Here is a 25816-nt window from a genome sequence, read left to right on the forward strand (position 1 = left end):
TACTCTATCCAGAAACTGTACTCTCTAGCCTGGATAGGCAACTATATCAACTGTGAAACAAAAGCGAATTGCTATTGTTTTAAGTCATAAAAATGCATGACTGATTATCGAATTTTTAAAATAATATTGAAGCTCCAGTATCTACCAATATTTGGTATCAAGTGATACCAAGCACTACCCTCACGCCACCAGCTCTGGCACCGCTCCCTCCAACATCTTCACGGGCAGCGTCATTGCTAACCCTTCTAGAATCGCCATCTGACCTGATGCGCTGATTTCACTCCAGACAGACCCCCATTCCTTGGGTTTGAGCCAGTCAAAGAACACTTCGTTCAGGCTCGGCAGCAACTCATTGATGGGCAGATCCGCCAACTTATCTAATACACCAGCAATCGCTTGATGGGTTTCTTGGTCTGGATTTAGCCCATTACTTAAATTGTTCATTTTGCTATTTAAACTTTCTAATAGCGAAGTGAACAAACGCCAGTATCGCGCAATTGTACCTCTTGGGATTTGGGTCATGCCCGCAACGATCTGCTGGGTGATTTTCTCGCCTTTAGCCTGCAACTGGAGAATCGCGGATTTGATAGCGATTTGCACTCGCTCAGTTTTCTTTGCGGCTTCAATCGTTAGATCCTTGGCTTGGACTATCTGAATAGGGGTATCCATTTCAATGTTGGAAATCAGCACCACTTGTAGAGATTCCCCAGAACGCCGATGTGCCCTGAGTCGCCCAATGGCTTGGTGAATCTCTGCGAGGATAGAACGGTCTATAAATGCGGTGAACTCTGGATCATCGTCTTCTGGGTAATATCCACAGACGATTGCAAACTCAGCAGCGAGGTCATTGAGATTGCGGCAGGGAGTGCCCACGAGGACTAGGGTCTGGACTGTAAGAAAATCATTAACCCCTCGGCTATCCCGCCACCAGGCCCCATCCTTCTCAAACTTCTTGAAGTCAATTGTTCGGGTATTCACTGCATCCAAGTCTTGGTAATGCTGAGCTAAGGCACCGATGCGCTTAGTCTGATCGCCACCCCGACTCATGCCCACTCGCCCCATGTCCTTCACCTGAATTACTTCCAGGTTTCCGGTATCTGGGACGGCTTGCTGCACGACTAGAATTTCGTCAGGAGAGCAACCCAGCTTTAAGGCCAGGTCTTCACGGGATAAGGTGGCATCCAGGAACACATTGGCTTGGGCAGCTTGAGCTAAGGCTCGATGTCGAGGGGTTGGGGTGTTCAGAACAAGGCCATAGTGACTAACCTGGACACATCCTGCTCCACCTTGCAGTATGCGGATTAGGGGAACCAGCCATTGCTTAACGATCCCATTCCTAGCCTGCTCTGCCATCTCGGAGTCTCGTTCAGAGAATGCCTTTCTGAGTTGCTTGGGCAAATCCGCAAGGTCCACCCCATAGTCTGATGTGGTGTTGAGAAAGCCTAGGTTAGGGGATAGTAGCAGAGCAATTTCACCAAGCTTTACCCCTGTCATATCGGGGAGTTTCCTTTTCACCTCCAGATGCTTCAGGCCATACTTGCCCAGGTTTTCGGACCCATCTAATAGGGGTAGCAGTGCCACTAGTAAAGGTTGCACTAAGGCGAACACTTCAGGATAAAGAATGAGGGTTGAGATTGTTTGCTGCAAGTCGTTGAAGGTGACAACTACAGACTGCTTAACCTGAAAGTTCTGCCCTGGTTCATCCCAGATCAACATCGAGTTTTCCAGGGGGTAATCCTCTGGGTCAGGCAGTGAGTCAGGATGTGCCCTTAGTAGGGGTGAACCCAGGACATTACGCCGCTGGTTCAAATACCCATACCCTGGACCTTCCGCATTGATGCAAGCTTCTCTTGCCACGCAAGTTCCACAGATGAGATTGGCAGTATCCGCACCAGGGATATTCTTATCTCGCAGAGCATTGAGAACTCCGATCCGACTACAGTTAGCGGGTACGGCGTAGGCTTCTCCCTTGGCAGAACGCTGAAGCCGATTCTTGACCCGACTTAGCCCTCCATGCCTTGCTTCCAGGTCACACCAGCCGTTGCCCCGTTCTAAGGTTGATACGGTGGGATTCCGGTGTTGATCTGAGAGATAAATGACCTGCTCGACTCCAAAGTTAATTGGGGCAACGTTCCCAGAGTCATAGCTTTTGCCAGTACCCGGTTGGGACTGGTCGAGGATATAGGGAAAACCCGATGAGATGAGGGATTGCCAAGTCTGGAGTCGTTGGCCTGGTTCGTACTCGTGGACTAGAGGCGTTGTTGTATTGAGAGTCCCGTGATTTCCAGGGCTGCTTTGTAAGCTGCTGTGTCCAGGGCTTTTGGATTGTGCAGAACGTCTTCTAATGCGTCTTCGATAGTTTTCCAATCGAAGTCTTGAAAGATACCCATGTCTACGATGAGTTGCAAGGAGTCGTGCAGTGCGGGGATGGGATCGTCTAGCTCGACGGCTTGTTGCAGGGAAATGTGAAGCACATTGGTCATCTGTTGCAGTTCGCTTCGTTCTGCGAGGGTTAGAGGTTTGGGTTTGTTGTTCATGGGGAGTCGCAAACCCTTGAGCGGGCGATGAAGGACGGGTAAACGTTGTGAGAACGTTTTGGAGCTTGTGTAAGAGTTGGTTACACTGAGCTGCTATCCTATTGAACCCATCTGTGGATAGATACTGAATCTGGCTAAAGTCGTCTAGCTCATCGATGTCGGCGTGGATACGCTTATCCGTCTGCTTCCACCAGGCAACGGTGACAGTGTAGCCCCAGTCCTTCAGCAGTGCCCAAGTTGCCCGATACTGCCGCAACACGGATTTGTTCTGAATGGCACCAGCATCGGGGTAGAACTCAATGGTTGTTGCGCCAAGCTGAGCTAGCGTTGCTTTCAGGGTTTCAGCAGATGCCGCGAACAATCCCCCTGCTGCGCCTATTGTGACTTGGCCTAACTGCTGAGCAAGGAGATGAGGTTTAGCCCCTGTCCCTTCAACGAGTGCAATTGCATCTCTGGTGATTTGCTCTGGTTGATGGATGGCTAGGGGTAATTCGCCAGTAGGCAGGTGGGGTGTGGGACCATTCGGGCGTTTTCGGGTTTTGCCTGTGAGCCAGTAATAGCGACCCCCTTCAGAGCTGCGGGATCTAACTTGAAAGCCGACGATCTGACCGTCTGCATCCACGATGGGGCAGAGATACCCTGACCTTGGAGTGTTGAGTGACTTCCCATCCAGGTTTACCCCTGGCAAGGTATGAGGCATTTCACCAGAGAACGGTTGCCACTGCTCGACCGACTTCACACCCCAGTCTTCGATTTGCTCATTGGTGAACCCTCGACGTTGCAAGTCAGCCCGATCCGCAGGGTGCAGGGTGAGTTGACCTAGGAGTTGGCGGTAGAGTCGATCTCTTTCTGGTGCGGGCAGGGATTGGGCGTGACGTTGGGCTTCAGCTTGGGCACGTTGCTCTCTGAGTATGCGTTGCTCTTGCCATCGGCGTTCCCGGTCTTCCTGGCTGAGATCTTGCCCGTCATCGAGGACATACTTACCCCAGAGGCCATCTTTGGACTGTCCCAGATAGCGATAGCCAGCAATCTGGCCTGAGAGCGTCATGCAGAGGTTGAGGTTGTCGGCCCTTCTGCACTTGCCTTTGGTATCCCCGCAGAGGTCGCAGGGGTTGGAACGGTTGGTTGCGAGAATTTTACTCGCAGAGCTGTGAAAGCTAGACATGGGCTAGCTCCCATGCACAAAGCTGGGTGCTGGAAAGATAGTTCATTGACGAACTCCCTGAAGTTTATATATGTAGCGGAAGGGAGCCGTGGCTTGACTTTCACAACACGGTTGCCAATTCAAGCAACATAGGATTAAAATCAAGGCACAGCAAAGCCAGGTACCCAATTGCCCGCGACCAAACAAGCTTTTCGGTTCCCGCTGTATCCCAAGTTAAAATGTGACTTTCAACCCCTACTTGTAGAAGTTGGGGTTTTGTCACTTATTGGGCCATAAATTACCTCCTCAATGGTTACGCATTAGACTTTAAATACACTGAAACCCGTGATCGATCAAGGGTTCAGCCTATTTAATTAAGGAGATACACAACCCATACCTAGTAGGGATGTGTAAAGTTATATTTCTTGAGTTGGGTCTCAAGACAGATTTGGGGACTGTAATAGGTGTTACTACTGCTGATTATAGAGAAAGCTAATCAAAGCTTAGATGATTTCTGATAACGCCAGTCTTGTGGCTAGGAGCCAAAGTAGAGGCTGGCTGAAAAAGATTTCCTTGTAGTAGAAAAATGCTTACCGCGATCATACAACAAATTCTCAATGGGTGATCGACAGAGTATCCAGAGACAACTATATTGTTTTCGGAGGTTTTTCAGGACATATAACTTTCGGTTAGTTGGATAATCTTTTCACTGTCTGGTTGATTGCTGCCCAAGCAGTAAGAGCGTCAGTACAACGCTGAGGATCTGGTTCAGCACAGTAGCAGAGGCAATATAGACTCTCCATCAATATAAACAATGAAGGATCTGGGAGGTTAAAAACAATGACAGAATCATTAGCTTCTGTAGTGGTTGACAGGCAATTTTCAATAATTAGTCTAAGATTTCTTAGATCTATATCTTCTCCATAGGAAGTGTAAAATGATAATGTATTGAGTACGTTTTCTGGCTTCTCTTGTAGCCAAGGCTTTGTTTTACGTGGAAAAAACAGCAGGAGTGCAATCTCAGAAGGTAAAAGTTTCTGAAATTCTGAGGACTCAGGATCTCCACAAAATAAATAGTGAAATTTGCCTAGCTTCCATATGTCTCCTGTTACAACTTTCTTGGATTCAGTGATACGAGGTTCTTTAGTATGTGCATTAACTTGTTTTCTAGTTCGTTGCCGTTTGGGGACTTTGCTGGGGGGTTCATTGCTAGTGGAGCTTTGACCGATATTTGTAGTGTTAACAGGGAATGTTTTTCCACTTCTGTTTACAGTACGTATCGCAAAATCTGAATCTGATGAATTGCTATATATTTCAGCTCTTAATTTACTGACGAAAGGTTGGCTGACGAAAGCTTGCCTTGCAATTTCGTTATCACTCCACCTTTTCCACTCATGATCACGTAATAACCTTTCTACTGCTCTACGTTTGTCTGCATTAGTACGTCTTAACCCATGTGCTGCATTAGCTCCGACAGCATACAGGACGGCGTCACGTTGTGTTCCAAGAAAAACTTCGGCAGTAATTTCTTTGGCCCCAGTAGCTTCTTTAGCCCTAACTCTATGAAAGCCATCAGCTAACCAATACTCTTCCCCATCGAAGTAAATTATCACTGGAGGAAAGGTTGCCCCTTGCTGCATATTCTCATAATATTCGTCTACTACTTCTGAAAATAATTGCGCACGAGGTTGTGTACCGCCATCCATGCGAATCTTAGAAATTGCAATGGATTGAATAGAAGATTCGCTTGTTTTTACTTTTAGCGGCATCTAGAGTTTGTGATAGACGACATAATACCGCTATAAAACCATGTAAGCCTTTAGGCAACAAGCTTTTCGAGAAATTACGAGTCTTTTGTCAATTTAAGTTAAGTGTAGATTGCTCGATTTCACCTTCTCAGTTCAACGAAGATATCTGTTCTACAAGCTCTCAGGTTCTGTCCTAGCTTGATCTTGTATATGCTCAGTGGATTAAATTGATTGTTTCTCGGTTCAAGATCAATCTTTTGTGGCAGTGGATTTACAACCAATATTTGATACGTTCATAGTTTGAACCTTACCATTTCGCCGAATTAAGCGTTGAGTAGAATGTAGAGATTTATTCGTAGACCCTTTTCTCTTAAAACCGTTATAAGAGAGAAGTGTTTTTCGCAGTTTACCGACAAATGGCTGACTGACGCCAACCTTCCTAGCAATCTCATTGTCAGACCATCTAGACCATTCATTATCATTCAGTAACCATTCGACAACTCTATGTTTATCTGCATTGGTACGCTGAAAACCATGTGTTGAGTTTGCCCCTGCTGCAAAAAGTATTGCATCACGACGAGAGCCACATCGTACTGCTGTAAGTAATTTACTTTCACCAATAGACTCTTTTGCCTTAAAACGATGGAATCCGTCAGCCAACAAATGTCTGGAGCCATCAAAAAAGACAATCACGGGTGGAAACATGACCCCTTTCTTCATTGCTTTTGCATATTCAGCAATTACTTTAATGTTGAGTCGCTGTCGGGAGTGAACTCTACCATCAAGGGTAATTTTAGATAAATCAAGATAAATCACAGAACTTTTAGTTACTTTTTTGTACATTATTTAGACTCCAGCAAAATAAAATATCATTTTTTCCATAAGCTCCTGTTTTCATTAAAAGTAAGGGCGTGATGTTTGCTCCTAATTGAGTTAAATGATTCAAAACTATGTATCTGGGAATGGAGTTAGTAGGGAGTTCGACATGGATATTTACCACTAGTAGGGGTATCAGCAAAAAAGTAATTGAATAGCGATGCATTAGAAAGTTGATTACAGAATAAGCCTAGATAACTACCCTGATGTCATAAAAAATTAAAATACCTTAAGCCTTGTAGAACAAAAGGTATAACTTCTAGTAGTCTTTAAACTTCGGGGTTCCCCTGAAGTTTTTATAGATTATTTCCTTATATGATGTTCCGGTCAATATCAAATGAAATTATCTTTAGGAGAAGTACCACGGATACGTACTAAGCGAGTTCTGACTGTCCTGCTTGGTTTTGCTAATAGGGACGTGCAGGATTATATTCAAAGCTACTGTTTAAGAGATATCCAGATAGTCAAGAGTGGTCAAAAGCAGTTGACGATAAAGGCCACTCTCAAGCAATTGGTAGCATTAGTAAGCTACTTTAATGAATTCCACGGTGAGAGTAATCCTGATTTGCTTAGCCAATGGAGTTTACAGGAAGCTTTAGAGCATTTGAGACTTACACTTGAGGTGTTTTCTGATATCCGTCAGAAACGCCAAGGTTCTAAGTACTGGATTTTTTCGTCTTGACTTGTGGTTTGCTGTCGAAGACCAAGTAGGAAATTTAGCAGCATTCGATCGCAAATGGGAGAATAAGAAAAATTTAATATTATCTAATACAACATATAAGTCGCAATTTAATAATCAGGTTCCTTTTCAAGTTCTTCTTGATATACAAACCTTTGTTGGTCGTGAAGCAGAGCTTAAAAGTCTTGAAAAATTCTTAGTTATTGATAAAGCTGGAATAGAAATTGTTGGTATCTATGGTATGGGAGGAGTTGGTAAAAGCACTCTTGCTAAGCATTTTGCCCATCAATATCGAAAATCATTTCCTGATGGTGTTCTGTTTGCTGATCTCCGTATTCAAGAACCTGCAGCACTTTTAGAGAGTTTTGCTAGAGCTTATGATTGTGATCTCAGTTCAGCAAAGAATATTTTGGATAAAGCAGAGTTAGTTCGTACAATCTTGTCTCAGAAGCGTTCTCTGTTGATACTTGACAATGCTAATGATTCGGAGTTCCTTACTTATCTACTACCAACACTTGGACAATGTTCAGTAATCGTCACTGCTCGTGACAAGGATATTGCTCCGCTTCAAGGGTTTCAAGAGCTAGTACTGGAACCATTCAATATGTCTGAGTCAATAGAGTTATTAACAAAAAATAGTAGGTAGGAATACAATTCTATCTGAAAGTAATGAAGCAGTAAAAATCACTAAAATGTGTGGAAACTTACCACTAGCTATCAATATTTCAGGAAGCTTAATTAAATTTTCTTCTTGTCGTTTAAGTGATTATATATCGCATTTTAAAAATGAGCAAAAAAAATTGGATGTTTTTGAATGGCGTTCTCGATCATTAAGATCTTCATTCAATATTACATGGAATTTCTTAAATGAGACATTGAGGAAACTATTATCTACGATTTCAATTTTTGGAGGTTCAAATATTGACATTAATGCACTGTCTGCCATACTTGAGAAACAACCGATTAAATTGCAAATGGAGATGGGAAGTCTAATTGCAGTATCGCTAGTATATATTAATAAATCCAAACAGTATCAACTACATCCACTAGTTAAAGAATTTGCAACTGAGAAGCTATTTGAAGTGGAGCCTAATGAAGTAAATACTTTACATCATAATTTGGCTGCTTATTATCTTACGTCTCTTCAATCTGACAAGCTAACGTATGATAGTATCAATGAAAATTATGGAAATATTATTGAGATAATATCTTGGACATTCAAGAATTCTCTCTTTAAGGAAGTTATAGAGTTTGGTAAAGTCATTGTAGACTTTCTTCTGTTCAAAGGTTATTGGCATGATGGTAGTAAAATTCTAAGAAATACAGTTTTTGCTTGTCAGCAGTTAGGTGATACTCAGACTGAGTTTGTAATTCGCTTAAAGTTGAGTGAACTTGCTAGGGAACAAGCTGATTATGATCAAGCTCAAGAACAATACAAAGCTTGTGAGAGCTTTTTTGAACAGTCAGGTCAAAAATTACAATTAGCAAGTGTATTTCGTGAATTAGGTGAACTTACACGAGTGCGGCGTAATTATTATCAAGCTCGTAAACTACATCAAAAAAGTCTTGATTTAAATAGAGAATTAGGTAATAAGAAAGGAGAAGCACAGAGCCTTCATGATTTGGGGCTAATAGAACGTATATTAGGAAATTATAAACAGGCTATACAGCTTTTAGAAGATAGTTTAGCAATTCATAAATATCTTGGTGCCATGGTAGGTATATCGTATAATTATTTAGAACTTGGGATTATTGCTCGTATACAAAAAAGATAAAAAAGCTATAAGGTTTCTTAGAATAAGTTGTTCTGAATTTGAAAAATTTGGAGATAAACGTGGCCTAGCATATGTATTTCGTGAACTTGGTGAGATAGCTGTAGATAACAATAATTATGATGAGGCTGATAAGTTCCACCATAAAAGTCTGCAACTGAGACAAGAACTTGGAGATCAACGGGGTAAAGCTATTAGCCTTTATAGGTTGGGACGGCTTAATCAGCTTCAGGAAAACTATGAATTATCAAAGCAATACTATTTAGAAAGTCTTACTATTGCTAAAAAATCTAGATGATAAGCTTCATAAAGCTTTTAACTTAGTTCGATTAGGTGAGCTTGCTAATCTTTCAGGGGATAAGTTCTCAGCTAAATCTAATTGGAAACAAAGCTTGGAAATGTTTAATGAAATGCATGTTGCAGATCCTGAAGTAAGTGAAGTTCAAGCATTGTTAATGAGCTGATCTAAATGATATTTTAATACTTCAAGTTCATATTAGACCTCTTGCAATATTTGTTTCATGATGTGTTAATCACTCAATTTATGCCGCAATCTGACATGAATTTTTAGTCATCTACCATATCGGTAGATGAATTATGCAAGAGGTCTATTATTTTCTGGCTGTTACAAGTATTCGATTCTGAGTTGTTGCAAACCCCTGATCAGTCATATGGTGATTTGCTATTTTATCTAGTATATGAAGATCTTTTTTTCGATCAAAAGCTCGTATTGTAGGAGTCTGCTCTAATAGTAAAATAAGACCTTCAAAAGAGTAGTATGTTTTCCAAAACCCATTCTTTGTCGAGGTTTTTGTGAATAAGTGAGAAAACTCTTCTCTAAATTCAATCTCTCGTTTACCTTCATCATAATTGCAAAATTGTCCTCTTAAACCTTTACTATCTTGACCAAATAAAACTTTTAAGTTCCATTTATCTCTATCCCCGATTTTTTCGATGATTGCATGACCACCTGGCTTAAGCACTCTATGAACTTCACTTGTATTGTGAGGAGCAACCATTGCAGTAACGACATCAAATATATGATCATCAAAAGGAAGATTCTCTGCTGATCCATTAACGATAGAAATATTATCTAAATTTGAGAGCTTAACGTTCTCTTTAGCCTTGAAGCGCATTCTTTCGTTTGGTTCGATCCCTATTATCTCTTGGTAGTTAGTAATTGAAGCTAACTGAATTAACTTAGTTGCAGTTCCACAACCAATATCTAATAGTTTGTGGGGAGATTTCAGTACCTTCTTAATCTCACTAAATAAATTCCATGGACGATCTTCACTAATTCCTCTTAATATCTCTCTTTCATATGATTCAGTGTAAGGCATAAGTGTTATTGACTTAATAAAATTATTTTTTAATAAGATCTTATATCTAATTCTATTTCAGAATAGATTCAATTGATATATGTATTAAGTAAATTATTTTACTTATATAATAAGTACTAGAGATATTGATATTCTATATTTAATATGCTAATTAGCTGTGAAATCATGGAGGATAAAAAAATATAAGTAATTCATTATATTATTTATTAAAAACTAAAATTTTTTAGATTTAGAGATAGCTATTAGAAATCAAATTTCACCTATTTTTTAAGCTTAGCTTTTTTAATTTAAATAATTTTTTATCGATATTTGATTTCTCTCATCACTCTAGCATAAGATTTTTTTGAAGCTATTATGTTGATTGCTTTTCAGTAAAGTAACCATCTCAACGAAAAATTCCGAGATCGCACGTCTTTCCTGAGTATATCGCAGGGATTTTTCTAGGAGTATTCCTTGGAAAGCTCAACTATTCATAATGTCTATGATCTTAAGTATGGGCATGGGTTGTATGACGTTTCCTGGCAAGAAACCTAAATTTCACCCAAAGCCTCACTTCATACCCTAGAATAGCTGCAAGTCTGTCCCTAGTGAGGTTTCCTATGCCCTCTGCAACTATCGACAAGCTCAACCAACTCAAAGTTCAGCTTGAGCAGTGCAACAACGAAACTGCTGCCCTTCTCCTAAAACGAACGATTGCGAAACTCGAATCTCAGCTCCAGATAGAACAACTCACAACAGGTTCTGCCAAAGCACCATCAAAAGAAATACCAAAAGCCTCTCAGGCTAATACTAAGCGTCAACCTACCGACCAAGATCAAGCCAAGGGAAACCCCAAAACAACACCCCAACAACAGCAGGCCACAACAACTCCCCAGGCAAAATCTAAGCAGCGAAAGCAGCGAAATAAGAGACAGCCTCTGCTCTCTGGCAATGGCACCCATCGGGCCTGGTGCCGACTTCCGGGAATCATCCGGGCTCAGGAGGTTGAGGGGGAGAAGGAACGACCCAATTACTTTCTAGAGCTTGACGGTCATCAGATTCCCTTGAGAGTAAAGCATCGATTCGCAAAATTTACTAAAGCCGCCTTGGATAGACCCTTGATGGTCAAATGTTATCCCCAGATTATTGATGGTCAAATACTCTTCACACAATTCGCAGGGGCGATTGAGGTAACCCCTGAGAAGCCTGAAGCTTGGGTGTTGATCGGAGTGTGGAATGCACACAAGCAAAGAGTCTTGGTCCAGCGTGATCAGAAGGTGGATAACAATAGGAGGATTCTTCAGCACTCACCTCTGATCAGTGAGGAGTGCTTGGAGAAGTTGGAGGATAGAAAACTCTATCGTTTTGAGTGTCAGCGAAAAGGAGTCACGGTCACGGTGGTGGGTGTGGAAGCTGTTATGAGTGAAGCGGAGAAATCTGATCAGGTAATCTCATAGCCCTAAAGCGATTGAGCTATGACATCAGATTCCATTAATTCAAATTAGCTCTACCAGCGATTACCACCACCACCTCTATTTTCACGGGGCTTTGCCTTATTCACTTTCAGGGTACGTCCCATCCATTCAGCCCCCTCTAGTTCATCGATGGCTTTAGCTTCTTCGGTATCATCACCCATCTCGACAAAACCAAATCCTCTAATCCGCCCTGTTTCGCGGTCAGTCGGAAGCTTGGCACTTTTTACGGTTCCATATTCAGCAAAAACTGAGCCTAGGTCTTTCTCCGTAACGTCATAGGAAAGGTTACCAACGTAAATAGACATGAATTAATTCCCAAAATCAATAATGTGTAGAGATATAGATTTCGGTGCGTGGCCTTGAAAATTGAACTGGAAAAAATCAAGCAATTCTGAAAACTAACGGGAACCCGATACTAACTATCTCAGTGAATATGCTAACCGATCCCCATATTAGATGTTGGTTGAAGCAGAAATCTTTACAGAGACTCTGGTTTATGATGAATGACTATTTGTGAGTAACTCAATTAGATTGCTTTATTGAGAAAAGCATTGTGAGTTCTCCACAGGTTAGCCACAATATATCTAAAGTTCTCCACAGTCTACAGGCTGTTTTCCACAAGTTCCAACGGCAGGATAAGGTTTTTGGCTTTTTCTGTGGAAAATCATATAAGTTTGAATCAGTCTAATCCATTAGTGTGTATAGGTTAGAGTTCAATTCAATTTCCTCAAAATGAATTTGACATTCACGCATGTTGATCGCAAGATGGTGTTCCCAGGCTTAAGTGCGTGCGCTCAATATTGAGCAAGCTATAGGGCCGAAGAACGTTCTTCGACACTGACTTGTTTGATAAAAGAGGGCATCTATTTGCGTGCTTAATTTTTTGGTTTTTAGACCATCACTACCGACCTCACTGTTGTTCAAGGATGACCGAATTTATGTCCACAACAATAAGTATTCTGGCCGATATCCCTGAAGAGCTTCATGATGCCTTGAAAGGTTATCTAGACACCCATCCTGACTGGGATCAAGATCGGGTTTTTTCTGCGGCACTATCGCTATTTCTGATGCAGTACGGGCAATCAGACCGCAGAACAGCTCGTATTTACTTAGATAGTCTGTTTAAGAAAGATTTGCCAACTGCTTGTTAATGCCTACCCCCTAGCTAACCCTCAGTCTGTCCATCTGCCTAACCCAGGATCACCTTGGATTCCTCGCCTACACATATCCCAACGATGACCCTGAAGACGCCCTGATCAAGCTCCTAGATCGTGCCAGGAGCCGAGCCATCCGTAGAGCTAAGCAATAGGTGAGGGTCTTGTACCCAGGCCAGGAGGAACCCGTGAGCTTGGCTGGTGGTGTGGTGGAGAATCCGATTGGGGCATTGCAGGAGTTATGCCAGCGTCAGCAAATCTCTATGCCCAGATATGAGTTTGAGGTGATACCGGAAGGATTTCGATGTGCAGTGCGGGCGATGGGACTGGAGGGAGTTGGTGAGGGTTTGTCTAAGAAACAGGTGAAGGTGGAGGCTGCGGTAGGGGTGTTGGAGAGCAATCGGAAGTCAAAATTAAGAGCCATACGATAGTGGGTCGATCTTGAGCTGTTGAAGGATAGCTATACTTAAGGCGATGCAGTTGCCCATCTTCATAAGCACTTAACCTTGAATAAACAAAATCTGTCCAGCAGTAATTTAGTACCGCTTATTAGTGTGGCATTAGTCACTCTGGTTATTGGGTTGAGTAGTTTTTTTTGTGATCAATCCCGGTCAAGCTGGAGTTGTCAGTATCTTAGGGAAAGCAAGGGATATCGGATTTTTGGAAGGGATTCACTTCAAGCCTCCGTTAATATCCACTGTAGATATCTATGACCTGACGGTGCAGAAGTTTGAAGTACCAGCACAAAGTTCAACCAAAGACCTGCAAGATTTGAATGCCCGTTTCGCGATCAATTTTCGGCTTGATCCGATTCAAGTGGTGGAAATTCGTAGAAAGCAAGGCACTTTAGAAAATATTGTAACCAAAATCATCGCCCCCCAAACCCAGGAATCCTTCAAAATTGCTGCATCAAGGAAAACCGTTGAAGAAGCGATTACCCAGAGAACGGAGCTGAAACAAGACTTTGATGATGTGTTAGGTGAACGGCTAGGTAAATACGGCATCATAGTTCTAGATACCAGCGTGGTTGATTTAGATTTCTCACCTGAATTTGCCAAATCTGTCGAAGATAAGCAAATCGCTGAACAACGAGCAAAAAAGGCGGTTTATATCGCTCAAGAAGCAGAACAGGAAGCGCAGGCAGAAATTAACCGAGCTAAGGGGAAAGCAGAAGCACAAAGACTACTCGCTGAAACCTTAAAGCTCAAGGTGGTGAGTTGGTGTTGCAAAAAGAAGCCATTCAAGCTTGGAGAGAGGGAGGGTCCCAAATGCCAAGAGTGTTAGTTAGTGGAGGAAAAGATCAATCTAGTATTCCCTTTCTTTTGAATACAAAGTAAATGAGGATTGTCACTACTCAATCTCAGCGGGAAAAAATTTAATATTGTCAAGTAGCCTTGCTCAATATTATCGGAAGTTGCTTCCAGCGAACTCGCTTTAAGCCTTCCATAATCCAGTCATCATCACTAGTATCCAGAGTATCCATCAAATGTTGGACAAGTTGTTGAAGGGTGTGAGTCTGATCTTCTTTTAGGGTGGTTTTCAAAGCTGGAGCAAATAACAAGGACGGGTGTAGCTTTGATTGATAAATCAAAATGGGTTGATCGACTTTCTGTATGGATTTAGAGCAATTGGGACAAGGATGTGTCTGAAAACTGCCCTCAATTATGCTCTGGATCGAGTCTGGTTGAGAACCCTGGTCCAAAATCAACCAGACATCAACTGTCACCATCTGGTTGCAATGAGGACAATGTACTTCAGTAGGTCTGGAATAAGAGTAGTCCACCAAACTCTCCTCAAATAGTGAGTATATTAACCATAAACAGATGTGTTTATGTCAGTACCCGGTAGTTTGAGGTTAACTGAGGTAATAGGGTAAACGAGTATAACAATAGAAAAATTATCGTACCCTGGTTTCACTGGACCAGGGTACGATAGCTGAGTTTGCCTATCTACGATCAGGTCTTCTTGCGAGACTTCTGACCCTTGGTTGTATTTGAGTTCGTAGGGCCAACATTTGTACTGGGATCGTAGACATAGCACATTTTCTTTTTAGGTACTTTGTTCCAACGATTCTGATCAACACCTCGATACATAGTGGTTTTCATCCTTGCCCGCTCAGCTTGATGTTGCTCTGGGGTCAACTTACCAAACAATATCAAGCTCAAGTCATCGGTATGCATGACTTTACCAGGATTCTCCTGCAGGATCTGAGCAATGGCTTTAGTCTTGTTCATCTGGTCATAAGGTTTGTTCATCTTCAGAGGACTAGATGAAGACTGGCTCGGTTTTTTCTGATTCTTCTTTTTAGCCTCTGTCTGGGATGCAGCTTTCTTGGAGGCCGAAGACTGTTTCTGTGAAGACGAGCGTGAAGCTTTTGGAGCAGCTGTCTTGGCATTAGCTTCAGCTTTGGGCTCTACCTTTTTAGTATCTTTTGGAGCTGAGGCTGATCTTTTGGATGTTGGAGATTTTCTCTTCCCGGATGAGGGAGAAGCTTTTGGGGCAACTTTCTTTGGGGTAGCTTCAGCTTTAGATTCTACGGTTCCCTTTGTCTTTGCAGTTGAAGCTGGCTTCTTAGGAGTTGCAGACTTTTTCTTTGAAGCAGCTTTTGGAGCAGTATTCTTGGGTTTAGTTGCAGCTTCAGATTTTACAGTATCAGCCACTTTTGAGGCTGGAGCTTCTGGTGGTATTGAATCTGCTTCACCCTGCAGGATTGAAAGGATATCTGAGCCTAACAATGGATCTTCAATCAACGTATCTAGAGACGTGATTTTGGTCTTGAGTTGATTTGTTTGAGCTTCAAGTTCAGCCAGTGTTTGTTGGTAGTGGGTCTTTAACTCAAGAAGTACTTCAGAATATTTGTTGTCAGTGGCCATAGGTTGTCGGAGATCAATATAGTTTCAGCAAAGTGTAAGAATGCTATGAGTTAGCATTCCCAGAGTATGATTCACTTGATCTAATCATTAATGGGACTATCTTGGCGATTTTTGGAGCGTTTTGACCCTCTCGGACCGCTTTGATATCCAATATTAAGAAAAGGCCAATAAGTATCTACTGTATTGAGTTCACAATTATCCTGATAGAAGTTGGTTGGGGGGTTTCATTGTTGAACTGAGAGCAGGATTGTGGCCAAACGAAAAACCAAGCAACGTCAAAGGTCAGCGTCAACGAGCCCATCTTCCAAATTTGAGAAGCTAGAGAGGCAGCTGCAAACGCAAGTTCAACGTCAAAACTATCGCCAAGCCTTAGACAAGCTGAAGCAAATTCACCGTTCCTATCCCGAAGCACAGATTAGTCAGTCAGAATCCCAACTATGGCTGCTGCAGGGTCAGCAGGAATATGACCAAGGCGACTATTCTCAAGCTGAAGTTTCTTTGCGGAAGGCACTCACTCTTGGTCATGCTGGTGAGGGACATTATTGGCTAGCCAAATGCCTTTTAGCCTCAGATCAGATAGAGGCTGCATTAGCCCTTATTCAGAAAGCCTTTGAGGAGAAAGTATTACCTAAAAACTATGCAGGGTGCTATTTGAAACTCTTATTCCTCAATGAGGATATTGAAGCAATTCAAGACCTGATCACCCATCAATCCAAACGGTTCTATGCTGCTCAATTGCATTGGGCCAGAGGGGTGTTAGCCTTAGCTGCTGAAGATCCTCAAAAAGCGATCACGTCTTTCAAGAAAATGGATCGCAGAGCCGTAACTCCGGGAGATAATCAGTCCGTTTGGATTGCCTACACCCAGCAGCAGTTAGGTCACTGGGAAATCTCAGAGAGTATCTTAGGACTGAAGCCGTATTCTCCCTTCAGTGCCCTACGATTCAATTCAGGTATAACTCCTCAGCACCCCGCCCTTGAACGACTTGCCATCAGGCAAGCGTTAGATCAACAACAATCCCTTCTCCCTTTAATTGAGCGAGATGGTAACCTTCATTCGGATCGGTCCTTAGCCATTGTCCTTGAAGCCCTCTATCTGATTGACCAATCTGACTACCATGAAGCTGCCCATCTAATTCAGCGATTGCCACAACCCTGCTTAGACTATCCTGATGTCGATATTCTTAGACGACCACTATTGCTGCTAGCAGGGGAACAAGCCCTCCAGAATCGTCAACCCCAATGTACGATCACCTTTTGGGAAGACCTGATTGAATCAGACCCCTTTGACCCCAAATTAGCCCTAAAGCTCCATCTGGTCTATCAAGAGACTGAACGCTTCCCTCAACGTCAGCATCTACTCAGTCGCCTCTTAGATTGGGTTAAGACCACTGCCCGAGCAGACTCCCAAGCTTGGCCCGAAACTCGTACTCAACCCATACTGGCGAAACTTTATTGCTGGCAGACGGATTTATGGATGGAGATGGGGAATTCCAAACAGGGGATACGAACGCTGAAACAAGCTGAACAGATGTCTCCCACATCTGCAGAGGTCATGGGTCGCCAAGGCTTAATGGCATTTGCGAAGAATCAACTCGACCAAGCTATTCCTTTGCTAACGGAAGCCTTAAGTGAGGGATGTACCTATGGCGATGTCTATTTTGCCCTGATTGAATCCCTCGAAGAACAAGGAGAAGACCCAAGCCATTCGCGAAGCCCGTCAACAGTTTGGTAAACCCTTTGGGGATCTAGAGATCGAGCCAGAGCTAGGCATTCCCTGGTGGCAAGAAGCCCTGTCCACCCAAAATTATCGGGTCTTTGCCCAGCTCGTGATGTCCAGAGAAGCCAGTCAAAGACCCCGCATTGCAAGCCTGCCAGATTTTTTGTAGAATCCGTTGAGGACGAACCCAACGCTGCGGGTCGGGTCACATTAGTCCAATCATCCGCTACCCCAAAATGGGCTCGTTTGTTAAAAACATCATCCCCTCAAGAGCAGATTCAGCCCCTGCAAGCGATTTTTCTTAGTCTTAAGCTCTTTGCCAAGCGACTCAAAGGGATTGCTGCCTTGGAGAGCCAGTATTTGCAGCAACACTTTGCCCTAGGCGAGCAGTATCCAGAAGTACAAGAGGCTCATCTTGTTCTCCTAGTTGTCAAAGGATTAGCTGCAGAACGCTTACATATGGCCCTTCAACTCTATCTAAATCAGTCCCCCCCCCCAACCTGGAACAGCCTTAGCCCGTATCCAGCTGCAAGCTCGGTACTATACCCAAACAGACGTCCTCCGTCCTCTGATTGACACGGCCCTCAGCCAAGACGCCCAGAATCCTCAATTACTCCTAGCGAAAGCGACGACCTTTGACATTGAGAGTCAAGCTTACCAAAACTGGCATAAGCAAGGGTTTGAACTGGCTCGACGGTTACAAGATGCTCCGGCACTGCAAGCCTATCGTGCCGAAGAAGCTTTTCAGTCAGGGATGATGGCCCAAGCCGTCTTTCCCGACTTGACCAATTTCAGTGAATCCGGCGAAATAGACCTGACAGATATGATGCGTAAGATGGCGCAGCAAATGTTTGGCTCAGAAATTCCACCCGAACTCTTGGAAAGGATGTTGCCAGAATTAGTAGATCGGATGATGGATGATCTCCCTGATTTTGGGGATGAAGATGATGATTACTTCTTTGAGCCAGATCCCCTGAATGCAGGCTTACCCTTTGGTCGGTCGCGCTCCAAGAGCAAGCCGAAAAAGACAAAACGTGGATTTCAATTCTAAGAACTTGGCGAGGATAACCAACGATGCAAGACCACTATGACCTCTTAGGCTTGGCAGTTGGGGCAACCCCAACTGAGATCAAGTCCGCCTATCATGCCAAATTACGGGAATTTCCCGCCCATAAACATCCTCAAGAATTCAAAGCAATTCGGGCAGCCTATGAAGCCCTGCGCCAGGGAGAACAGCAACCTGAACAAGATTTCTTTGAACTCCAACCGTGTCAGCAGGAGTTGGATGCGCCAGTCGTCACCCAGCTGCGAGCACGAGCTACCGCTCAAGCGCAAGTGACCTTAACAGAATTAGTGCGGCTAACATTCTAAAGTGACCAGGAGATGGACCCTAGAACATCATGACCCAATCCCCCCGAGAGCTAGCCACCCAAACTGCCAAAAACCGACGAGACCAAGAACGTCTCCTGCAAGATTTGCTGGGTATTTTAGATGCCTTAGATCATGCATGTGAGCATTGGCATCAAGCGGAACAGGACCATTTGCAGACCTTAGCAACACCTCTTTCTCAATCCCAAGTATCCTCTGCTGCTTCCTCATCCTCTTTTTTCCAAAAATGTCAGCAGTGGTTGATGTTCTGGCGAACAGAATCCCCTACATCAGTTGGCCCTGATCCATCAGAATTAGACTTTTCCCAGGAGGCGGATGGTACCCATGAGATTATTGGTAGTGCGAAAGAAGGGGTTGAACTGATCCGCCGCTCAATGCTCGATATCCTCCAGCAGCGACAGGTCGTACCCATTGAAGTGAACGGTCAACCCTTTGATCCAGAACAGATGTATGCACTAGGTCGGCAAGAAAGTGCAGAAGTAGAAGAGAATACCGTTATTCAAGAAGTGGTTAAGGGGTACTTATGGCAGAATCGGATCTTGCGTGAAGCTCAAGTGATGGTGGCTTCTAAACCCTCAGATCCAGACGAGCGATAGTTCAAGAACTTACAAAGGATAGACGATATGGGTACAGCAGTCGGGATTGATCTAGGAACGACGAATTCGGTTGTGGCTGCCATTGATAATGGCCAACCTTGGGCCATCCCAGACGAGAATGGGGGAAACCCTGTTGCCGTCATGTGTGGGAATCACAACAAAGGGCAAACTCCTCATAGGCAGAGAAGCGCTTAGGCAATATGCAGCTGCTCCTGAACAGACCGTGAAATCTATCAAACGGCAGATGGGAACGGATCATAAGACGGTACTGGGAGAGAAAACCTATTCACCCCAAGAAATCTCTGCTATTCTCCTCCGTACCTTGAAGCAACGAGCGGAAGATGCCTTTGGTGAAGCAGTTACCCAAGCAGTCATTACCGTGCCCGCCTTCTTTACAGATGCTCAACGACAAGCCACGAAGGAGGCTGGAGAAATTGCTGGCTTAGAAGTACTGCAAGTGCTCAATGAACCCACGGCTGCTGCTTTAACCTATGATTTTCGCAGTGAGGAAACAGAGCAGGTGCTAGTTTATGACCTTGGCGGCGGCACATTCGATGTTTCAATCGTCGAGATTACCGGAGATGTGACCGAAGTCTTGGCCAGCCATGGGAACAATCGTCTTGGTGGGGATGACTTTGACCGACGGTTGCAGCTGTACCTCACAGAGCAGTTTCGGCAAAGTCATGACACAGAGGTTCCTGCAGATCCCACCGTCCACGCCCGATTGCTCCGGGCTGCGGAAAAAGTCAAGATTGACTTGAGTGAACATGCCTTTGCGACAGCGCGTGAACCCTATTTAGTCAGCCAGGGGAAGACCGCACTGCACCTGGAAGTGGAATTAGCACGGGAGTCCTTTGAAGACCTCATTCAACCCCTGATTGAAGAAACATTGGAGGCGATAGACCGAGCTTTAGCGGATGCAAAGCTGGACAAGCAAGATTTGGATCGGGTGATTCTGGTGGGAGGCTCTACTCGTATTCCGTTAGTCCAAAAGATGATTACAGCCCATCTAGAACAAGCTCCCATTGACGGTATCCAGCCCGACTTATGTGTGAGCTTAGGGGCTGGCATTCAAGCGGGCGTACTATCGGGTGCCTCCGTCGACGCTATTTTGGTGGATGTTATTCCCCATTCCTTGGGTATTGCCGCAGCGATGAGTACCGCATTTGGCACCATGCCAGGGATGTTTAGCAGGATCATTGCTCGCAACAGTGTCATTCCCATCTCCCGTTCAGAAGTCTATTCCACCCTCTCAAATGGCCAGGAAACGGTGGAGATTGAGGTTTTCCAAGGAGAGAATGCAGTAGCAAGAGAGAATGTCCCGCTTGGGTCATTTCGGGTGGAGGGGCTGCCGCCTCGACCTGCAGGGGGTGTCCAAGTTGAAGTGCATTTTGATTTTGACCACAATGGTATTTTGACCGTGACGGCAACGGAGAAAGGGAAGGGTCAGCAGAGTACATTGATTGTTGATGATGCAGGGACGAGCCGTCTGTCTAGTCATGAGCTCACTCAATCTAGAGCTGAAATTGAATCATTGTTCGCCCAAGGTGCAGGCATTGAAATCGATGCTGATGACTCCATGCCTACTCAGACGGAGTTAATCGATCACGCCCATCGACTCTTAGAATCCATGGAGGGTGATGAAGCGGAATCGTTGCGGGAAATGCTTAACCAAGTCGAGGCGATCACCCCTGAGGATGACCCGGAATCAGTTTTAGATGTGCGCACCGCTCTAGATCTGAAACTACAGAGGTACGATCAGGTAGGTGAATAATCTCAACCCTTGGGCTTGGGAAACTTGGAAGGTGGCTCAAAATACTGAACAGGCGTATCCTTCAATACCTCACTCATAAACTCTCGCCAAACAGGGGCCATCCACCCTCCCCCCGTTGCCCCAGACCCAATCCGGGAGTAATTGTCATTACCAGCCCACACGGCCACAGATAGTTGAGGCACATAGCCCACAAACCAAACATCCCGCTCGGACGAAGTGGTCCCCGTCTTCCCCGCTGCGGGGCGACCAATCTGGGCCGCTACCCCCGTCCCGGATTGCACGACGGTTTGCAACGTACTATTGACGGAGGCAGCAGCCCAAGGATTGAGTACCTGCTTGGGTTGTGGGGTATTGTCAATCAACACTTTGCCCGCAGGATCTGTGACTTGCAAAATGGCTGTTGTTTTGGACTGCCAACCGTTATTGGCAAAGGTGGCATAAGCTGAGGCCATCTCAACTGGAGTTAAATCTACCGCCCCTAAGGGAAGTGAAATTACATTGGGAATCGGGCTCATAATCCCTAATTTTCGGCACACGTCGATGACGTTCTTGATACCCACCTTTTGCCCCATGACAATCGCGGGTACATTCCGTGATTGAGATAAGGCTTGGCGAATGGACATTGAGCCTTGAAAACTGCGGTCATAGTTTTGAGGTTTATACCGCTCTATACCACCATCATTGAAGCTCACGGGAGAGTCGTTAATCATTGAATCTGGGGTGTACTTCCCCGTCGCAAAGGCGGTGTAATACACAAAGGGTTTGAAAGCAGAACCGGGTTGTCGATAAGCCTGAGTCGCCCGATTGAATTCACTTTTTTTGTTATCCACTCCACCAACGATGGCCTTGATGAAGTGCGTTCTCGGATCGACCGCGACTAATGCCATCTGGTCCGCAGCATAGGCATAGTGTTGATGATTCCTGCGAACGGTCTTCTCCGCAATTTCCTGCATCTTCCAATCAAGAGTCGTTTGAACTCGGAATCCTCCTCTAACGAGTGCCTCTCGACCAAATCTTTCAGTCAATTCCTGAATGACGGTGTTGGTGACATCAGGGGCTTGGCTCCGTTGATAGGAGGTAATTTCTCCTAAAAGTGATTTTCTCTGTCCGAGCTGCTTCAGCCTCAGCAGATGTAATCCATTTCAGTTCCTCCAAACGCCCCAGAACGATGTCCTGTTGTTCTTTAGCAAGGTCTAAATCTACAAAGGGACTATACCCTTCTGGTGCTTTGATAATCCCAGCCATCATGGCAGATTCAGCTAGGGTCAGATCTTCAGCAGATTTATTGAAATAACTCTGGGCGGCTGTTTCTATGCCATAGGTATTATGTCCCCAATACACTTGATTGAGGTATAGCTCTAAAATTTCATCTTTACTGAGCAGTTGTTCGATTCTCAGTGCTAGAACTGCTTCTGCGAGCTTGCGACTCAAGGCTCTTTCTGGGGTCAGATAGAGATTTTTAGCCAGCTGCATACTCAAGGTTGATGCCCCTTGTACCGTCTGACCTGCCTGGTAATTGGTGATGGCTGCCCGCAGGATACCGACTGGATTAATGCCGTCATGTTGGTAAAAGTTGCTATCTTCGATGGCGAGTACGGACAGTTTCAAGTGGGGAGAGATTTTAGCCAGTGGGACAACCTGGCGATTCTCTTCCTCATGCAAGCCCGTGAGTAACTTACCGTTGATGTCATAGATGTAAGTTGTTTCATTGGGTGAAAAGCGGGTTAATGAAGTCACATCAGGCAGATCGCGATAACTAATCGCTACCCCCATCAGTCCTCCTGCTAAACCAGCACTTCCCAGGAGGGTCAAGGTCAATATGGTGGTCAAGGTAGCATTGCCTATCCCCCTTAAAAAGAGGGTGGAGGTTGATCTAGAGGAGAAGTCTCGAGGAGAAGTGGCACTAGATGACATGGTGTATTAAAGGGCAACCATGACACACTAAATTTGGAGTGTGAGGTTACTGCTAAAAAATAACTGAGAAGCTTTCTATACCTAAAGTCTGCCCATACTAAAGTAAAGTTTCACTCTCGATCTTAAAGAGCCATCATCTCTGCAAAATAACGCAACAATATGGGGATTTCATGAGCTAGTTAAACAACCCAGATTATCGATGACTGTGTTAACGACCCGTTAAAAAATTGTGGAAGCTAGTGATTCGTCAGTTTTGGGAACACCACCCAAGCGCCGCTCAAGCAAGGTGTATCGTTGCCTATCTTTGATCTGCCTGACGGCCATGCTGATCGCATTCTTGGGGCTAACGAGAATCGCCAGCTTCTTGGTGTGTGTCAGTCCGGTTTAGAGTAGACTGCTCCTGAGAATGAACCTAAATTCCGCCCAAATCCCCTTTTCCCACATTAAAATGACTGCAAGTCCGCTCCCCGTGAAGCTCTCATGCCTATTTCCACTTCAGAAAAGCTCTCCCAACTTCGCCAACAGCTTCAAGAATGCACCAACCCCACCGCCGCCAAGCTGCTCAAGAGTGCTATTACAAAGCTTGAATCCCAGCTCAACTCAGGCCAGGTCCAGACCAAAGCATCCAAGATAGATCAGCGGAAGTCAGCACTTAGGAAATCCCAGAAGCAGGCCAAACAGAAAGCGCTGCACCAAGAAAGAACAACTCTCAAACCCCCCTTCATTGAAAACGTTGGAGTCAAAGTCTGAAGCCGTACCTCAAGATAAGAAGCCTATACCGCTAGCTCAGGACCAGCCCATAGAACAGGCTAAGGTATCTGTTCAAGATGAGCAATCTAAATCGCCGACTGAGGATAAGCCACCAGCAAAGACCAAAGCGACTCCCAAAAGCAATAACCGTTTCCCCCCTCAAGCATTTGCAGCAGCCAAGCGCCTTGTCCTCTCTGATGAACTCTGGCAACGTCCCCGAGTCCACGGCATCACCATTGATGGTCCAACTTCGCGGGACTTAGATGATGCCATCTGGATTGAACCCACTGATTCAGGTGCTGTTTTCTCTATCCATATTGCTGACGTCTCTGAACTCATCGAGATTGATTCGAGTTTGGATCAAGTGGCAATTGAGCGCACAACCACACGCTATTTCAGTAAGGGGAATGCTCCCATGCTGCCGAGGCCGCTCTCAGAAGATAAGCTGAGTCTCCTAGAGTGCCAAAAGCGTCCCACCCTGACGATCCAGGTCACCCTCGATGCGAAGGCTCAGATTATGGATATGGAAATCTTTGAGTCTTGGCTGACGAGCCAGAAACGATTTACCTACGCTGAAGCATCCCAGCCCGATGCACACCCTGCTTTTCAAAAGACCTTAGAGATGGCCCATCAGTGGGCATTGCATTTGTACCGGAATCGGCTGACCTCTGGCGCGATTGGTGCAACCCAGACAGCCCAAGGCCAGTGGCTTACAGAAGAGGGCAGCTTGGTCCAGGGTGAACGCCATCGTAGCCATATCCTGATTCAAGAATTTATGATCCTGGCGAACCGGGCTGTAGCCCAGTGGTTGGCAGCTCAAGATATCCCGGCCCTGTATCGCAATCACACGGCCAGGGCAATTGCCCCAGATCGGGAAACAATGAATCAGACATTGTTGACGTTAGGATCTAACGCTGCTATTCGCCAACGGTTATACAGTTGGATGAACCGTGCTGAGTATGGTCCAGCGTTAATCGGACACTTTGCCCTAAACCTGCCTGCTTATTGTCACTTCACCAGTCCGATACGGAGACTGGCTGACTTGATCAACCATCGCATTGTTAAAGCTGTACTCAAGCAGGAAGAGGTACCCTATACCGTGCCTGATCTTGAACAATTGGGACAGCATATTGCCCAAGTCAGGCGTGAGGATGAAAAAGAGACCTCAGAGTACTTTAAGGCTGTGCATCAGAAGGTCTACCAAGATCAACTCCAGACACCTGAAGAGCTGGGTCGTCTTTCCAGTAAAGAATTCACTCGTTTGGTGAAGTATGCTGCTGAGAACCAGGATTTTGAGCGACTCCACAGTGAGTTAGTCAGTCGCTTGGAATCAGAGAAATTAACAGTTCAAGACTTGTACTTGTTGATGTTTCAAGGAAGTGACAGTGAATTACAGCAGCAAGTTATCCAGCATCTTACTCATCATGTTCAGGATGCAGCGAGTGTGATCAGCGTTGCCTCAAGCCAGGAAAAGGATTGGGAAGAGTTCGAATATATTGAGGTGGGGGATAGCACACCATTCACAGTCTGGTTAGAGGTCAAACAATCTGGAGAATCACTCACAACGGTTCATCCAGCAGTCCATTCCCGTAAGCAATATGCACGTCATCAGGCTTGTTTATTATGGCTGGAAGCCTATCTTGGGAGCAGCTTATTCCATCCAAAAGAGCGGGTACAGCCTCCGGTGCCAGAGCCTCAATTGTCGTCCAAATCTTCATCCTCTAGCAAGGTATCGCTGTCCAAAGCCATTCATGCTGCGTTGGTGAAACCACTCAGTGGTGGTCAGAATTTTGTTGGGATGTTGATGGATGTCTGCCAGAGATTGAGATGGGAGAATCCAGAGTACGAAATGGACAGCTCAGATGATTGGTTTATCTGTAAGTGTGAGTTGTATATTCTGGGTGAACGAATTGAAGGTAGCGGGGGTAGCGAAGAAGAAAAAAATTGGCTAAGAGTCTGGCTGCTAAAGAGGTACTGGAACAAGTGCGGGAGCTGGCACCGCAGCATTGGGGTGAGTGGTTTCCGGGAGTAGAATTCAGCCAACCTCAGAATTTGACCAACCAAGAAGATTGATTCCCTCCTATCTATATAGGGTGA

The 25816-nt window shown here is 44.8% G+C and carries 21 protein-coding genes and 3 pseudogenes; 16 read left to right on the forward strand and 8 right to left on the reverse strand.

The features are described 5' to 3' along the window. Nucleotides 1–180 precede the first annotated feature (180 nt). The 3 genes from HRE53_RS30545 to HRE53_RS30555 form a co-directional block, all read right to left on the reverse strand. Entirely contained in the window at nt 181–3585 is a 3405-nt protein-coding gene (locus HRE53_RS30545; protein ID WP_315876827.1) for a hypothetical protein, read from the reverse strand. A 785-nt stretch (nt 3586–4370) separates the two neighbouring features. Further along, nucleotides 4371–5450 carry a streptomycin biosynthesis regulator gene (locus HRE53_RS30550; RefSeq protein WP_235112080.1) on the reverse strand — a complete coding sequence of 360 codons (1080 nt, stop codon included), beginning with the start codon at nt 5448–5450 and terminating at the stop codon, nt 4371–4373. Between the two features lie 228 nt (nt 5451–5678). Next, nucleotides 5679–6272: a hypothetical protein gene (locus tag HRE53_RS30555; RefSeq protein WP_235112081.1), complete on the reverse strand. Its 594-nt coding sequence runs from the start codon at nt 6270–6272 to the stop codon at nt 5679–5681. Between the two features lie 370 nt (nt 6273–6642). On the opposite strand from HRE53_RS30555, the gene HRE53_RS30560 reads away from it, so the two are divergent. The 4 genes from HRE53_RS30560 to HRE53_RS30575 are packed head-to-tail and all read left to right on the forward strand — an operon-like array spanning nt 6643 to nt 9054. Further along, nucleotides 6643–6987 (forward strand): hypothetical protein, encoded by a 345-nt coding sequence (locus tag HRE53_RS30560; protein WP_235112082.1) that lies wholly within the window; start codon nt 6643–6645, stop codon nt 6985–6987. A gap of 1 nt (nt 6988) precedes the next feature. Further along, nucleotides 6989–7630: an NB-ARC domain-containing protein gene (locus HRE53_RS30565; protein ID WP_235112083.1), complete on the forward strand. Its 642-nt coding sequence runs from the start codon at nt 6989–6991 to the stop codon at nt 7628–7630. Nucleotides 7631–7676: 46 nt separating this feature from the next. Next, nucleotides 7677–8759, forward strand: a complete 1083-nt coding sequence (locus tag HRE53_RS30570) for a tetratricopeptide repeat protein (RefSeq protein ID WP_235112085.1) — start codon at nt 7677–7679, stop codon at nt 8757–8759. Next, nucleotides 8728–9054: a tetratricopeptide repeat protein gene (locus tag HRE53_RS30575; RefSeq protein WP_235112087.1), complete on the forward strand. Its 327-nt coding sequence runs from the start codon at nt 8728–8730 to the stop codon at nt 9052–9054. Before HRE53_RS30570 ends, HRE53_RS30575 begins: the two co-directional genes overlap by 32 nt. Nucleotides 9055–9367: 313 nt before the next feature. Here the strand turns inward: HRE53_RS30575 and HRE53_RS30580 are convergent, their stop codons facing one another. Continuing rightward, nucleotides 9368–10096, reverse strand: coding sequence for a class I SAM-dependent methyltransferase (locus HRE53_RS30580; RefSeq protein WP_235112089.1), 729 nt, complete (start codon nt 10094–10096; stop codon nt 9368–9370). A gap of 599 nt (nt 10097–10695) precedes the next feature. Between HRE53_RS30580 and HRE53_RS30585 the strand changes: the two genes are divergently transcribed. Beyond that, complete coding sequence (locus tag HRE53_RS30585) at nt 10696–11532, forward strand: hypothetical protein (RefSeq protein ID WP_235112091.1); 837 nt, start codon at nt 10696–10698, stop codon at nt 11530–11532. 50 nt (nt 11533–11582) lie between these two features. Here HRE53_RS30585 and HRE53_RS30590 read toward each other — a convergent pair whose 3' ends face one another. Continuing rightward, entirely contained in the window at nt 11583–11855 is a 273-nt protein-coding gene (locus HRE53_RS30590) for an RNA-binding protein (protein WP_212661526.1), read from the reverse strand. A 633-nt stretch (nt 11856–12488) separates the two neighbouring features. Here HRE53_RS30590 and HRE53_RS30595 point away from each other — a divergent pair. The 3 genes and pseudogenes from HRE53_RS30595 (at nt 12489) to HRE53_RS30605 (ending at nt 14041) form a co-directional block, all read left to right on the forward strand. Next, nucleotides 12489–12701, forward strand: a complete 213-nt coding sequence (locus HRE53_RS30595; protein ID WP_212661525.1) for a DUF2811 domain-containing protein — start codon at nt 12489–12491, stop codon at nt 12699–12701. Between the two features lie 191 nt (nt 12702–12892). Continuing rightward, nucleotides 12893–13135 carry a hypothetical protein gene (locus HRE53_RS35045; protein ID WP_315876820.1) on the forward strand — a complete coding sequence of 81 codons (243 nt, stop codon included), beginning with the start codon at nt 12893–12895 and terminating at the stop codon, nt 13133–13135. 117 nt (nt 13136–13252) lie between these two features. Further along, nucleotides 13253–14041 (forward strand): annotated as a pseudogene (locus HRE53_RS30605) (prohibitin family protein). 47 nt (nt 14042–14088) lie between these two features. Here HRE53_RS30605 and HRE53_RS30610 read toward each other — a convergent pair. Both HRE53_RS30610 and HRE53_RS30615 read right to left on the reverse strand, forming a co-directional pair. Continuing rightward, entirely contained in the window at nt 14089–14487 is a 399-nt protein-coding gene (locus HRE53_RS30610) for a CpXC domain-containing protein (protein WP_255801608.1), read from the reverse strand. 172 nt (nt 14488–14659) lie between these two features. Beyond that, the gene (locus HRE53_RS30615; RefSeq protein WP_235112093.1) at nt 14660–15577 is read right to left on the reverse strand and encodes a hypothetical protein; all 918 of its coding nucleotides are present in this window, start codon (nt 15575–15577) and stop codon (nt 14660–14662) included. A 249-nt stretch (nt 15578–15826) separates the two neighbouring features. On the opposite strand from HRE53_RS30615, the gene HRE53_RS30620 reads away from it, so the two are divergent. The 6 genes and pseudogenes from HRE53_RS30620 to HRE53_RS30645 all read left to right on the forward strand — a co-directional run bounded on the left by HRE53_RS30620 (nt 15827) and on the right by HRE53_RS30645 (nt 21055). Further along, nucleotides 15827–17311 (forward strand): tetratricopeptide repeat protein, encoded by a 1485-nt coding sequence (locus HRE53_RS30620; RefSeq protein WP_235112095.1) that lies wholly within the window; start codon nt 15827–15829, stop codon nt 17309–17311. 45 nt (nt 17312–17356) lie between these two features. After that, nucleotides 17357–17872, forward strand: coding sequence for a hypothetical protein (locus HRE53_RS30625; RefSeq protein WP_235112098.1), 516 nt, complete (start codon nt 17357–17359; stop codon nt 17870–17872). Nucleotides 17873–18050: 178 nt separating this feature from the next. Beyond that, nucleotides 18051–18347, forward strand: a complete 297-nt coding sequence (locus tag HRE53_RS30630; protein WP_235111528.1) for a hypothetical protein — start codon at nt 18051–18053, stop codon at nt 18345–18347. Nucleotides 18348–18370: 23 nt separating this feature from the next. Next, nucleotides 18371–18667 (forward strand): DnaJ domain-containing protein, encoded by a 297-nt coding sequence (locus HRE53_RS30635; RefSeq protein ID WP_235112100.1) that lies wholly within the window; start codon nt 18371–18373, stop codon nt 18665–18667. Nucleotides 18668–18696: 29 nt separating this feature from the next. Beyond that, complete coding sequence (locus HRE53_RS30640) at nt 18697–19281, forward strand: nucleotide exchange factor GrpE (RefSeq protein WP_212661613.1); 585 nt, start codon at nt 18697–18699, stop codon at nt 19279–19281. Between the two features lie 27 nt (nt 19282–19308). Beyond that, nucleotides 19309–21055, forward strand: a pseudogene (locus HRE53_RS30645) (Hsp70 family protein). Nucleotides 21056–21057: 2 nt separating this feature from the next. On the opposite strand, the pseudogene HRE53_RS30650 reads toward HRE53_RS30645, so the two are convergent. After that, nucleotides 21058–22969 (reverse strand): annotated as a pseudogene (locus tag HRE53_RS30650) (transglycosylase domain-containing protein). A gap of 480 nt (nt 22970–23449) precedes the next feature. On the opposite strand from HRE53_RS30650, the gene HRE53_RS30655 reads away from it, so the two are divergent. Together HRE53_RS30655 and HRE53_RS30660 are read left to right on the forward strand one after the other, a co-directional pair. Beyond that, a complete protein-coding gene (locus tag HRE53_RS30655) occupies nt 23450–23719 on the forward strand; it encodes a hypothetical protein (RefSeq protein ID WP_235112102.1) in 270 nt (89 codons plus the stop codon). Next, a complete protein-coding gene (locus tag HRE53_RS30660; protein WP_235112104.1) occupies nt 23703–25751 on the forward strand; it encodes a ribonuclease catalytic domain-containing protein in 2049 nt (682 codons plus the stop codon). Before HRE53_RS30655 ends, HRE53_RS30660 begins: the two co-directional genes overlap by 17 nt. Nucleotides 25752–25816 lie beyond the last annotated feature (65 nt).

Origin of the sequence: Acaryochloris sp. 'Moss Beach', from assembly GCF_021497025.1 — a bacterium.
Lineage (GTDB): Bacteria > Cyanobacteriota > Cyanobacteriia > Thermosynechococcales > Thermosynechococcaceae > Acaryochloris > Acaryochloris marina_A.